The sequence below is a fragment of the Mammaliicoccus lentus genome (genome assembly GCF_002902755.1).
In the GTDB taxonomy this organism is placed as follows: domain Bacteria; phylum Bacillota; class Bacilli; order Staphylococcales; family Staphylococcaceae; genus Mammaliicoccus; species Mammaliicoccus lentus.
The window spans coordinates 16,140-29,041 of record NZ_PPRS01000019.1 but is presented as its reverse complement, the minus strand read 5'-3'; the positions used below and the strand labels follow the sequence as shown (position 1 = coordinate 29,041).

11 protein-coding genes are annotated in these 12,902 nt (G+C 32.4%); 8 read left to right on the top strand and 3 right to left on the bottom strand.

Going from position 1 to position 12,902, the window contains the following annotated elements; genetic code table 11:
• Nucleotides 1-211 precede the first annotated feature (211 nt).
• Both mnmM and mnmL read right to left on the bottom strand, forming a co-directional pair.
• A complete protein-coding gene (gene mnmM / locus CD135_RS07170) occupies nt 212-772 on the bottom strand; it encodes a tRNA 5-(aminomethyl)-2-thiouridylate-methyltransferase MnmM (RefSeq protein WP_103269102.1) in 561 nt (186 codons plus the stop codon).
• Nucleotides 769-1,728 (bottom strand): tRNA modification radical SAM protein MnmL/YtqA, encoded by a 960-nt coding sequence (gene mnmL, locus CD135_RS07165; RefSeq protein WP_017000066.1) that lies wholly within the window; start codon nt 1,726-1,728, stop codon nt 769-771. Before mnmL ends, mnmM begins: the two co-directional genes overlap by 4 nt.
• A gap of 119 nt (nt 1,729-1,847) precedes the next feature.
• Here mnmL and CD135_RS07160 point away from each other — a divergent pair, with 119 nt between their 5' ends.
• The 3 genes from CD135_RS07160 to CD135_RS07150 all read left to right on the top strand — a co-directional run bounded on the left by CD135_RS07160 (nt 1,848) and on the right by CD135_RS07150 (nt 6,027).
• Nucleotides 1,848-3,026, top strand: a complete 1,179-nt coding sequence (locus CD135_RS07160; protein ID WP_017000067.1) for an MDR family MFS transporter — start codon at nt 1,848-1,850, stop codon at nt 3,024-3,026.
• Between the two features lie 285 nt (nt 3,027-3,311).
• Nucleotides 3,312-5,696: a leucine--tRNA ligase gene (gene leuS / locus CD135_RS07155; protein WP_064205232.1), complete on the top strand. Its 2,385-nt coding sequence runs from the start codon at nt 3,312-3,314 to the stop codon at nt 5,694-5,696.
• Between the two features lie 19 nt (nt 5,697-5,715).
• A complete protein-coding gene (locus CD135_RS07150) occupies nt 5,716-6,027 on the top strand; it encodes a rhodanese-like domain-containing protein (protein ID WP_017000068.1) in 312 nt (103 codons plus the stop codon).
• Nucleotides 6,028-6,170: 143 nt separating this feature from the next.
• Here CD135_RS07150 and CD135_RS07145 read toward each other — a convergent pair whose 3' ends face one another.
• A complete protein-coding gene (locus CD135_RS07145) occupies nt 6,171-7,430 on the bottom strand; it encodes a BaiN/RdsA family NAD(P)/FAD-dependent oxidoreductase (protein ID WP_017000069.1) in 1,260 nt (419 codons plus the stop codon).
• A 123-nt stretch (nt 7,431-7,553) separates the two neighbouring features.
• On the opposite strand from CD135_RS07145, the gene CD135_RS07140 reads away from it, so the two are divergent.
• The 5 genes from CD135_RS07140 to dat all read left to right on the top strand — a co-directional run bounded on the left by CD135_RS07140 (nt 7,554) and on the right by dat (nt 12,876).
• Complete coding sequence (locus CD135_RS07140; protein WP_064205233.1) at nt 7,554-9,188, top strand: putative polysaccharide biosynthesis protein; 1,635 nt, start codon at nt 7,554-7,556, stop codon at nt 9,186-9,188.
• Between the two features lie 2 nt (nt 9,189-9,190).
• Nucleotides 9,191-9,892, top strand: a complete 702-nt coding sequence (locus CD135_RS07135; protein WP_070044687.1) for a pseudouridine synthase — start codon at nt 9,191-9,193, stop codon at nt 9,890-9,892.
• A gap of 72 nt (nt 9,893-9,964) precedes the next feature.
• Nucleotides 9,965-10,378 carry a YtxH domain-containing protein gene (locus CD135_RS07130; RefSeq protein WP_017000071.1) on the top strand — a complete coding sequence of 138 codons (414 nt, stop codon included), beginning with the start codon at nt 9,965-9,967 and terminating at the stop codon, nt 10,376-10,378.
• A 222-nt stretch (nt 10,379-10,600) separates the two neighbouring features.
• On the top strand, nt 10,601-12,019 hold the full coding sequence (gene pepV / locus CD135_RS07125; protein WP_103269101.1) for a dipeptidase PepV: 1,419 nt from the start codon (nt 10,601-10,603) through the stop codon (nt 12,017-12,019).
• A complete protein-coding gene (gene dat, locus CD135_RS07120; RefSeq protein ID WP_103269100.1) occupies nt 12,016-12,876 on the top strand; it encodes a D-amino-acid transaminase in 861 nt (286 codons plus the stop codon). The genes pepV and dat overlap by 4 nt, the downstream gene beginning before the upstream one ends.
• The last annotated feature ends 26 nt before the right edge of the window (nt 12,877-12,902 follow it).

The window sequence follows — 12,902 nt, the reverse complement described above, 5'->3', positions numbered from 1 at the left end:
TGAACCTTTCTCATTTCACTTTCCTATACACGGTTTCAAGAACCCAACATACTACAATCGAATTTCAAAAGGCGAGAGTAAAGCTGACTAGTTTTTTTACGGATTTCAAACCCAAGAGATCGCACAGTCTACTCCTCTCTATAACTATAAAAAATAGCTATGAAAAAATCTATCGTCATAGATTTCTTCATAGCTAATCTTAGTATGTTTATTAATTTCTTTTTTCAATACCTATAATATATGGTGGATTATTCTTTTGATTAATAAATTGATAGTTCAGTACATGTGCTTCATTTTGATCTATATTTTTAACAAAGTTTAATACATCATTTGATTCGATTTGTCCTTCTGGATGTCCTGGATAAACAACTAGCACAATGATGCCATTCTTTTTAGTTAATTCGAATAATGATTGAATGGCGGATATGGTAGTATTTGAGTTTGTTGTGATGCTTTTATCTCCTTTAGGTAAATAGCCTAAATTAAAGATAGATGCGTCGATACTATTATGTTCTGCAGAAATGATATCGGCAGCTTTTTCATGTCCTTCTAAGTAATATTGAATATTGTTATATTCTTTTGTTTTTTCTTTTGTGGTGTTAATAGCTTTTTCTTGAATATCAAAAGCATAAACTTGACCATTTGTTACTTGATTGGCAAGAAATAATGTATCATTTCCGTTACCGCAAGTTGCATCAACTACGATACTATTTTTATCTATATGACTTGAAATTAAATGCCTAGCAAATGGCAATATTCCTTCTACAATCATGATTGAACGCTCTCAGCTTTAATGAATTTTGAACCTTGCATTGTCCCACGAGCTTTTAATTCATTGTCTATAGAATTCAATACTTCCCATTTATTAACGCTCCACATTGGACCTACCATTAAATCGATAGGGCCGTCTCCAGTAATTCTATGAATAATCATTTCTTCTGGTAAAATTTCTAACTGATCACAAACAAGATTTGTATAATCTTCTTGTGTCATAAATTCAAGCATACCTTTTTCATATTGTTTAACCATTGGCGTACCTTTTAATAAATGTAGAAGGTGGATTTTAATTCCTTGAACATCCATTTGAGCTACTTCTTTAGCTGTTTCCATCATCATATTATAATCTTCACCGGGTAAACCATTAATAATATGTGTACATATGTTGATGTTATGTTTTCTTAATTTTTCTATACCTTCATAGTAGCATTTCATATCATGTGCACGATTTATAAGATCAGAAGTTTCTTGATGCACAGTTTGTAATCCTAATTCTACCCATAAATATGTACGTTCATTTAATTCAGCTAAATATTCAACAACATCATCAGGTAGACAATCTGGTCTTGTTGCTATAGATAAACCTACAACATTTTTTTCAGACAATGCTGCTTCGTATTTTTCTCGTAACACTTCGACTGGGGCATGAGTATTTGTGAAAGCTTGGAAATAGGCGATATATTTACCTTCAGACCATTTTTCATGCATTTTATCTTTAATTTCTTTAAATTGTACATGAATTGGTTCAGCTCTATTACCAGCGAAGTCACCACTACCAGCAGCTGAACAGAAAGTACAACCACCATGAGCAACGGTACCATCTCGGTTTGGACAATCAAATCCACCATCGAGTGCTATTTTAAATATTTTTTCACCAAATTTATTTTTTAAATGATAATTCCATGTATGATATCTTTTGTTATCAAAGGCAAAGCGGAATTGTTCTGTCAATTTTTTCACATCCTGTTCTACAAACTTATCTAAAGCATTTTAACATATAATATTGAACTTTTGCAGAAAAAGGTTTAGACTATTCAAATTGAGAAAAAAATTGACGGGAGTGATGCCCTTTGAAAATGCCAAAAATCGTAAAGTGGCTTATTATTGGAATGGCAATTAATATAACGGGCGCTAGTTTTTTGTGGCCTTTAAATACGATATATATGAATGAGGAATTAAATAAAAGTTTAAGTACCGCCGGTGTTGTATTAATGATTAACGCATTTGGGAGCGTAATCGGAAATTTACTGGGCGGTTCTTTATTTGATAAAATTGGTGGTTTTCGATCTATCATATTTGCTTCTATTATAAATATAGGAAGTTTAGTTGGTTTAAATTTCTTAAATGACTGGCCGTGGTATCCTTTCTGGTTAGTTATTCTAGGATTCGGTGGTGGCATAATCGTACCTGCAATTTATGCGATGGCTGCAGCAAGCTGGCCTAATGGAGGAAGAACAACATTTAATGCTATTTATTTAGCTCAAAATTTAGGTGTTTCTATTGGTGCTGCAGCTGGTGGTTTTGTAGCAGACTTCAGCTTTAAATATATATTTATGGCTAATTTGTTATTATATGTTGTATTCATTATTATAGCTTTACGTTATTATAATGTAGATTTAAATGTAAATGTGAAAAATAACGAGGGTATTTCAAGTGCTGTAGAAGTTAAAGATAAAAAGAAATTCAAAGCACTGATTTTATTATGTGTGATGTTTAGTTTATGTTGGATTGGTTATGTTCAATGGCAAACGACAATTGCGACATATACACAATCAGTAGGCATCTCCTTGAAGCAATATAGTCTTCTTTGGACTGTCAACGGCGTGTTAATATTAGCTGGTCAACCATTAATCGCACCATTTATTAATCGTTTTAAAGAACGTTTAAAATTACAAATGGGTGTTGGATTAGGTATTTTTATAGTTAGTTATTTAGTAACAAGTGTGGCGGAACAATTTACGATGTTCGTTGTGGGTATGGTTATTTTAACTTTCGGTGAAATGTTTGTTTGGCCAGCAGTTCCGGCAATTGCGAATAAACTTGCACCTAAAGGTCGTATGGGAGCATATCAAGGTATTGTAAATGCATCTTCAACTGTAGGTAAAGCTTTTGGGCCTGTAGTGGGTGGTGTTATCGTAGATGTATTTGATATGAAAGTCATGTTCTTTAGCATGATTGCCTTAATTCTTGTTGGTTATTATTTCTTAATAATTTACGACAAAGGAATAAAAAAGGGGAATGTTGCATAAAATGAAATAAAACTTGCAAATTCCTTAGAAATTGAATAATATTAAGAATGTATAGGAGTAGTAACTTTAATGCGAATCTTTAGAGAGTCAGTGGTGGTGGGAACTGATGATATCCATTAAGTGAACTTACCAGATGATAGTATTAAATTAAAGCAATCTTAAACCATATAAATGAAGTGCACTTTTTAAGTGAATTCTGGGTGGTACCGCGGCATTATATTTTAGTCGTCCCAACTGTAACTATGGTTTGGGGTGGCTTTTTTTATTTTACAGGAGGAACAATTAATGAATTATAATCATCAACAAATCGAGAAAAAATGGCAAAATTATTGGGAAAATAATAAAACATTTAAAACAAATGACAATTTAGGTCAAAAGAAATTTTATGCTTTAGATATGTTCCCATATCCATCAGGAGCTGGATTACACGTAGGACATCCAGAAGGTTATACAGCGACTGATATTATTTCAAGATATAAACGTATGCAAGGGTATAACGTTTTACATCCAATGGGGTGGGATGCGTTTGGTTTACCAGCAGAACAATACGCTATTGATACTGGTAATGACCCTAAAGCATTTACTGCTCAGAACATAGCTACGTTCAAGAGACAAATTCAAGAACTTGGCTTTTCTTATGATTGGGATAGAGAAATCAATACAACAGACCCAGAATATTATAAATGGACTCAATGGATTTTTATTCAGTTATACAATAAAGGTTTAGCATATGTAGATGAAGTAGCAGTTAACTGGTGCCCAGCTTTAGGTACAGTATTATCTAACGAAGAAATTGTCGATGGTGTGTCAGAACGTGGTGGACACCCAGTAGTACGTAAGCCAATGAGACAATGGGTATTAAAAATAACTGAGTATGCTGATAGATTACTAGAAGATTTAGAAGACGTAGATTGGCCTGAATCTATTAAAGATATGCAAAGAAACTGGATTGGTCGTTCAGAAGGTGCAGAATTAACATTTAACATAGATGATACAGACTTATCATTTAACGTATTTACAACTCGTCCAGACACAATATTTGGTGCTACTTTTGCAGTGTTATCACCAGAACATCCATTAGTAGATAAAATTACTACTGAAGATGAAAAAGAGGCAGTAGATCAATATAAACTTGAAGCTTCTCGTAAATCTGACTTAGAAAGAACAGATTTAGCAAAAGATAAAAGCGGTGTATTTACTGGAGCATTTACAACTAATCCATTTACAGGTCAAAAAATGCCTATATGGATTGCTGATTATGTATTAATTAGTTATGGTACAGGCGCTGTTATGGCAGTTCCAGCACACGATGAAAGAGATGGAGAATTTGCTGAAAAATTCAATTTAGACATCGTTACTGTATATGATGAAGATGGAAAAATGATAGATTCAGACAAGTTAAATGGTCTAACTCAAGAAGAAGCGGTACCTAAAGCAATTGAAATGTTAGAAGAAAAAGGTATCGGCGAGAAGAAAATTAGCTATAAATTAAGAGATTGGTTATTCAGTCGTCAACGTTATTGGGGTGAACCAATTCCAGTAATACATTGGGAAGATGGCACAATGACCACTGTACCTGAAGAAGAATTACCGTTGTTATTACCAGAAACTGACCAAGTTAAACCATCTGGTACAGGAGAATCACCATTAGCTAATATTGATGAATTTATTAATGTAGTAGATCCAGAAACAGGTATGAAAGGTCGTCGCGAAACGAATACTATGCCACAATGGGCTGGTAGTTGTTGGTATTATTTAAGATATATAGACCCTCACAATGATGAAATGTTAGCAGATCCCGAAAAACTAAAACATTGGTTGCCTGTAGATTTATATATTGGTGGAGTAGAGCATGCAGTGTTACACTTATTATATTCAAGATTTTGGCACAAAGTTCTTTACGATATCGGTGTAGTTCCAACGAAAGAACCATTCCAAAAATTATATAACCAAGGCATGATACTTGGTGAAGGTAATGAGAAAATGAGTAAATCTAAAGGTAATGTTGTTAATCCGGATGATATCGTTAAATCTCACGGTGCAGATACATTGCGTCTATATGAAATGTTTATGGGACCTTTAGATGCGGCAATCGCTTGGAGTGAAAATGGTTTAGATGGTTCACGTCGTTTCTTGGATAGAATCTGGAGATTACTTGTAACAGAAGAAAATCAAATTACAGATAAGGTTGTAGACGAACAAACACCTGAATTAGATAAAGTTTATAATCAAACTGTTAAAAAAGTAACTGAAGATTTCGATACATTGAACTTTAATACAGCTATCAGTCAGATGATGGTGTTTATCAATGATTGTTATAAGCAAGATAAATTAAGTAAAGCTTATGTTGAAGGCTTTGTGAAAATGTTATCGCCTATAGCACCTCATATTTCAGAAGAACTATGGGCAAAATTAGGACATGACGATACGATTGCTTATGAAGAATGGCCAACATTTGATCCTTCTTTACTTGTAGACAATGAAGTAGAAATTGTTATTCAAGTTAATGGTAAATTAAAAGAAAAAACTAAAGTTTCCAAAGATTTATCTAAAGAAGAAATGGAACAGTTTGCTTTAGAAATTGATAAAGTGAAACAAGCAATTGAAGGCAAAACAGTACGTAAAGTGATTGCCGTACCTCAAAAATTGGTTAATATTGTAGCAAATTAAAAAGAGGAGTGTAATCAAAATGGAAGAAATAACAATTAAAGAATTAGCAGACAAAATAACTTCAAGTAGTCCTATTAACATAGTAGATGTTAGAGAAGACGAAGAAGTAGCAATGGGTGTAATACCTGGTGCAAAACACATCCCAATGGGAGAAATACCAAACGAATTAAATCATTTTAAAGAGAATGAAACATATTATATAGTATGTGCTGGTGGCGTTAGAAGCGCTAAAGTTGTAGAATATTTAAACGACCATGATATAGACGCTGTGAACGTTGAAGGCGGCATGAATGCGTGGGGCGACGAAGGACTTGAAAATAAAAGAGTTTAAATAAACTCGCAATATTAACTATTATGAAAAACAAGGGTAAGACATTAATAATGTCTTACCCTTGATTTATTTATGCTTAATGTGAAGAGAGTATAGCGCTAACGTGCAAGAAATTTTGAACAAGCTTGTTAGCGATGTAATTCCTAAGAATTATATAACGAAGCGTTATGCCCGGCAACATAACCAGTAACAAGTGCACTTGTTATATTATATCCACCTGTATAACCGTGAATGTCTAACACTTCACCTGAGAAGAATAAGCCTGAACAAATTTTTGAATGCATCTTATTTGGTTCGATTTCTTTTATATTTACGCCACCACCAGTAACGAATGCTTTATCGATTGGTAAAGTTCCGTTAACAGTAAAAGTGAATGCTTTTAAGTTTTCTACGAAAGTCTTGATAGATTGTTGTGACAAATTGTGATAAGTTACATCCAAATTTATATCTGACTGTTCTAATAGAAAATGCAGATAACGTTCCTGTATTAAACCTTTTAACGCATTTTTAATAGCTTTATTTGGTTCGTCTTTTAATTTTTTTATAATTTGTTGTTCTAAATCATGTTGTTTTATTTCTGGAAAGGCATCAATAGCCATTTTAATCTCTTGTTTCTTTTGTGATTTTTGTTCTTTATATACGAACTGGCTACATCTTAATGCGGCTGGTCCTGAAACACCGAAGTGGGTAAACAACATATCCATTTGATGTGTAATTCTTGGTTTTCCATTTTTCTTTAGAACGGAAAGCCCTATGTCTTGTAAACTGAGGCCTTGTAATATTTTATTTTTAATGAATGGTTCACTTGATTTAATAGGTACTTCAGTTGGGAATAATTCAGTTATGGTATGTCCAAGTTGTTCAGCAAATTTGTAGCCATCTCCAGTTGAACCTGTATGTGGGACGCTACAACCACCGGATGCTATAATAACTGTTTGTGAAGGTATGAAAGTACCATTTTGTAATGTTACACCAGTTATTTGTTGATTTTCACTTTCGATTGATGATACTGTAGTTTCTTGGCGAATTTCAACGCCGTTATCTTTAATGGCTTTTACGAGTGCATCGACTACATCTTGTGCTCTATTTGAAACAGGGAACATGCGTCCATGATCTTCTTCTTTAAGGTTTACATCACGAGATTCGAAGAAATCAATAATAGATTCATTATCAAAAGTCGAAAATGGGCTGTATAAAAACTTTCCGTTTCCTGGAATGTTTTTTATTATCTCTTCGTATGGGAGTCGATTTGTAACGTTACATCTGCCACCACCAGATATACGAAGTTTTCGGCCGAGGCCTTTTTTCTTTTCTATTAATAGAACGCTTTGACCATCTTTACTGGCACTGTAGGCAGCCATTAAACCACTTGGTCCTGCGCCTATTATAATTGTATGATACATAAGTTACCTCCAAAGATTTATGTAATGATATTTTAACGAATAATGGTTTTTAAAAAAAGTAGTACAATAGAAATAAACCTGTTATTATTAAATTTAAAAGTAAATTGAGATAGGGATGAAAATATGTCAGAGAGTAAAGCGCTTGTGAGAGGGACATTTTTACTCACAGCTAGTATTTTAATTACAAAAATATTAGGTATTTTATACTTAATTCCTTTTTACGCTATAATCGGCGATGAAAAAAATCTTGCACCATTTACATATGCTTATCAACCATACACAATCATGATAACAATCGCAACTGCTGGTGTACCATTAGCAGCTGCTAAATATGTATCTAAATATAACGCATTAGGTGCTTATAAAGTAAGTCAAAAATTATACCGGTCGAGTTTTATAGTAATGTCTATTACTGGTTTAATTGGATTCTTATTACTGTTCTTCTTATCACCAACGATAGCTCAATTAACATTAGCAAACAAAGGTGGTATAGAAGGTGGATGGAAAGTTGAAGATATTACTAATGTAATTCGTACTATTAGTTTTGTTGTTCTTTTTATTCCTTTATTAGCAACTTGGAGAGGTATTTTCCAAGGCTTCAACTCAATGGGTCCTACTGCAGTTTCTGAAGTGACTGAACAAATTGCTCGAATTGCATTTATTTTAGGTGGAAGTTACATTGTTTTATATGTAATGGATGGTTCAGTGTTAGTAGCGAACCAAGTTGCTACTTTTGCAGCTGGGATAGGTGCGATTGTTGCCCTATTAACGTTATTATATTACTGGATAAAACGTAGACATTTAATTAAAGCAGAAGTTGCACAAGATACGAGCGATATAGATGTTTCTTATGTCAAAATATATAAAGAAATCATTAAATACAGTATTCCATTTGTAATTGTAAGTTTATGTTTTCCAATCATAAATTTAATAGACCAGTTTACACATAATACTGGACTTGCTATAGGTGGAGTAAATAGTTCTCTTCACGATGTTTATTTTACAATGCTTAGCATGACTACTAATAAAATTGTAATGATTCCTACTTCATTAGCGGCAGGTTTCGCTGTAAGTTTAGTACCGTTTATTACTAACACTTACAATTCAGGAAGAATTGATGAAATGCATATACAAATAAGAAAATCATTAGGAGTACTACTATATTTAACTGTTCCAGCTTCATTAGGTATTATGGTATTAGCACAACCATTGTACAATGTGTTTTATAGTTATAGTCCAATGGGTACAGAAATTCTATTCTGGTATGCGCCAGTTAGTATATTAATAGCGTTATTATCAGTAACAGCATCGATGCTTCAAGGTATTGATAAACAAGCATTAACAGTATGGATAGTGATTGGCGCATTAGGCGTTAAAGCAATCATCAATTTACCTTTAATTATTGCTTTTAATACTTTAGGAGCAGTATTAGGTACTGCAATTGCACTATTGATCGCAGTAGCATTAAATTGTTATGTTCTTTGGAAACATGCTAATTATAAGTTTAATGTAACAATTCAACATACATTGAGAATTCTATTTTATACAATTATCATGATGTTGTTCGTAGAATTAAGTTACTTTATTATTTCATTAATTATTGATCCAACATCGAAATTGGGTGCTTTAATAGTATTAATAGTAGGTGCTCTAGTTGGAATGATTGTATATGGTTATTTAACAATGCGTTCTCGTTTAGCTGATGAATTCTTTGGTGATTTAACTGCTAAAATAAGACGTAAAATTAAGTGGGTGTAGAAATGAGACTAGATAAATTTTTAGCTAATGCTGGAATTGGAACTCGAAAAGAAGTTAAAAAATTTGTAAAACAAAATTTAGTAACTGTTAATGATGAACTGGTTAAAAAACCAGATATTCATATTAATCCAGAAGAAGATATTGTCGTTTTTGATGAAATACCTATAGAATACGAACCAGTTGTTTATTTAATGATGAACAAGCCAGCAGGATTTATATCAGCGACTGAAGATGATGAGCACGAAACAGTTATCGATATCGTTCCAGAATATATGCATATGGATTTATTCCCAGTTGGACGATTAGATAAAGACACAGAAGGGTTATTATTACTAACAAATGACGGGAAATTTTCTCATCAACTAATGAATCCTAAACATAAAGTGCCAAAAAAATATTATGTTGAAGTTGATGGTCATATAAAAGAAGAAGCGATTGGAATTTTTAAAAATGGAATAGATCTAGGTGACTTCACTTCATATCCAAGCGAATTAGAAATTATAGAAGATGATGTTCAATCAAAAGCATATGTGACGATTTATGAAGGTAAATTTCATCAAGTGAAAAGAATGTTTCATTCAATTGATTGTGAAGTTACGTATTTAAAACGAATTCAAATAAATAATTTGAACTTGGATGAAGAATTAGCTTTAGGTGAATATAGACATTTACTTGAAGAAGATTTTAAATTATTAGGATTATAAGAATAATTATATGTTTGAAAAATACTGTGTTGGGTAAACTAGTATTATTAAATAAATAGAGGTGGATATAAAATGGCTAAAAAAGCAGGATTATTTAGAACATTAGTTGTATTAGGGGGGACTGCAGCAGCAGTAGTATTATCTAAAAAAGAAAACAGAGATAAGCTAAAAAATGAATATGATAAATATAAAGAAGACCCTGAAAATTATAAAGCATCAGCAAAAGAAAAAGCGTCTGAAATAAAAGATAAGGCACAAAACGAATATTCTAAATACAAAGAAGATCCAGAGTCTTATAAAGAAAAAGCTAAAACAGAATTGAAAAAAGCTAAAGAAAATCCTAAAGGCTACGCTTCAGATGCAAAATCACGTTTGAAAAAAGATGATAGTGATAACACTGATTTACGTGAAGCTAAATTCGATGATGAAGGTGGAACAGCAAACGGAAATTTAAGAATTGTGACTGAAGAAGATTTAAAAAAATAATAATTTATTTTAAGACCGACAGTTTTGTCGGTCTTTTTTACTCTATAAGGTCGATAAAAATTTGGGAAATAAAAATGTTAAATACACACGACTATAGTCGTATGTATAAGGAAATAATAAGTAGTTAAAAAACTTAAGAATTTTTGGTATTTCTATTTCATATTTTTAAAATTTTCATGTATCATATAGATAACTATTCAAGTAAGAAAGAGATGATTTCCGATGTGGAGAAATAAAGTTAAAGAATATGAAAAAGATATTGTTAAAGACTTAAAAGGTTTATTAAGCATTGAAAGTGTAAGAAATGATGCAGAAAGTAATGTTGATGAACCAGTTGGCCCAGGTCCGAAAAAAGCACTGAATTACATGTGTAAACTCGGAGAAAGAGATGGGTTTAGTTATAAAGATATTGAAAACATAGTCGGAAGAATCGAAGCGGGTAAAGGTGATGACTTATTAGGAGTTTTATGTCATGTAGACGTAGTACCAGCAGGTGCCGGTTGGGACACAGATCCATTTGACCCAGTAGAAACTGAAGATACTATTATCGCTAGAGGTACTTTAGATGATAAAGGTCCTACAATTGCAGCTTACTACGCTGTAAAAATATTAGAAGATATGAAAGTAGATTGGAAAAAACGAATACATATCATTGTAGGAACAGATGAGGAATCTGATTGGCAGTGTACTGATAGGTATTTTGAAACTGAAGAAATGCCTACAATCGGTTTCGCTCCTGATGCAGAGTTTCCATTAATTTATGGTGAAAAGGGAATCGTCACTTTTAATATTTTACAATCTGGTTATGAAGAAGACGATGATGAGCCTGAAGTTGAATTAAAAGCATTCTTCTCGGGTGAACGTTTTAACATGGTACCTGATACTGCTCAAGCCAAACTTTTAATTAAAGAACAAATGACAAACGTTGTTCAAAATTTCGAAACATTTTTAGAAGAGAATGAAATTGAAGGCGAAACTTCAATAGATGAAGGTTTCTTGAATTTAACTGTTCATGGTAAATCGGCTCATGGTATGGATCCATCACAAGGTATTAACGCAGGCTTACTTTTAATACAATTTTTAAACAATTTAAATTTAGATAAATATGCAAATTCATATGTGAAATTTGCCAATGATTATTTAGTAAATTCGCCAAATGGTGAAAAAATGGGTATGAAATTTGCGACTGAAGAAATGGGAGAAGTAACTACTAATACTGGAATAATGAGTTATACTGATGTTGATGGTGGACAATTTGGTATTAATTTGAGATATCCAGAAGGTTTCAACTTTGAACAATCTTTAACACGATTTACTGAAGAAATTGCGGATAGAGGATTTGAAATAGATATGGATAAACATCAGGAACCTCATTATGTAGATAAGAATGATCCGTTTATCGATAAATTATTGTCTGCATACCGCAACCAAACTAAAGACTTATCAGAGCCGTTTACAATTGGTGGAGGCACTTATGCTCGCAATCTAGATAAAGGCGTTGCATTTGGAGCAATGTTTAAAGAATCAGAAGATTTAATGCATCAAAAAAATGAATATATTACAAAAAAACAATTATTTGATGCAACTGCTATTTATTTAGAAGCTATATATAATATTTGTGTAAAGGATGATGTAGAGTGACATTTGTATATATTAATGATGAATTTGTAGATGAATCAGAAGGCAAGGTTAGTTATACTGATAGAGGTTATAATTTCGGCGATGGTATATACGAATATATACGCATCTATGACGGTAATGCATTCACAGCTAAAGAACACTTTGAACGCTTATTCAGAAGTGCAAAGGAAATCGGCTTAAATTTAGAAGATTATACTGTAAAAAGCTTAACAGAATTAATTGAAGAATTGGCAGAAAAAAATAACGTCAAAAATGGTGGTGTATATATCCAAGTAACACGAGGAGTCGCACCAAGAAATCATCCTTTCCCAGAAGCGAGCACGAAACCTGTATTCTCAGCATTTTCTAAAAGTTATGAAAGACCATACGATGAATTAGAAAATGGCATAAAAGCAATTACTGTAGATGATATTAGATGGCTAAGATGTGATATTAAAAGCTTGAATTTACTTGGTAATGTCCTAGCTAAAGAGAAAGCAACTCAAAGTGATGCTGGAGAAGCTATCATGCATAGAGATGGAATTGTAACAGAAGGAAGTTCTAGCAATGTTTTTGCTGTAAAAGACAGTAAAATATATACACACCCAGCGAATAATTTAATTTTAAATGGTATTACAAGAAGAGTTATCAAAGAGATAGCTAACGAATTGAATATACCATTTGTTGAGGAACCTTTTGATGTAGAATTTTTGAAAAGTGCTGATGAAGTTATAGTTTCAAGTACTTCAATTGAAGTTATGCCGGTATTTCAAGTGGATGACACATTCATTTCTGATGGTACAGTAGGTAAAATTACAAAAGAATTACAAAAATCGTTTAACAATTATATAGAGTCAAACATAGAAAAAATATTTTAGTGTAATTTATTAATATAGTGTAAACC

What these genes read in the sequence shown, in the direction of transcription:
- CD135_RS07150 (WP_017000068.1), top strand. Translation starts at nt 5,716, where the DNA reads ATGGAAGAAATAACAATTAAAGAATTAGCAGACAAAATAACTTCAAGT.
- CD135_RS07135 (WP_070044687.1), top strand. Translation starts at nt 9,191, where the DNA reads ATGAGACTAGATAAATTTTTAGCTAATGCTGGAATTGGAACTCGAAAA.
- mnmM (WP_103269102.1), bottom strand. Translation starts at nt 772, where the DNA reads ATGATTGTAGAAGGAATATTGCCATTTGCTAGGCATTTAATTTCAAGT.
- leuS (WP_064205232.1), top strand. Translation starts at nt 3,312, where the DNA reads ATGAATTATAATCATCAACAAATCGAGAAAAAATGGCAAAATTATTGG.
- CD135_RS07145 (WP_017000069.1), bottom strand. Translation starts at nt 7,430, where the DNA reads ATGTATCATACAATTATAATAGGCGCAGGACCAAGTGGTTTAATGGCT.
- pepV (WP_103269101.1), top strand. Translation starts at nt 10,601, where the DNA reads ATGTGGAGAAATAAAGTTAAAGAATATGAAAAAGATATTGTTAAAGAC.
- CD135_RS07130 (WP_017000071.1), top strand. Translation starts at nt 9,965, where the DNA reads ATGGCTAAAAAAGCAGGATTATTTAGAACATTAGTTGTATTAGGGGGG.
- CD135_RS07140 (WP_064205233.1), top strand. Translation starts at nt 7,554, where the DNA reads ATGTCAGAGAGTAAAGCGCTTGTGAGAGGGACATTTTTACTCACAGCT.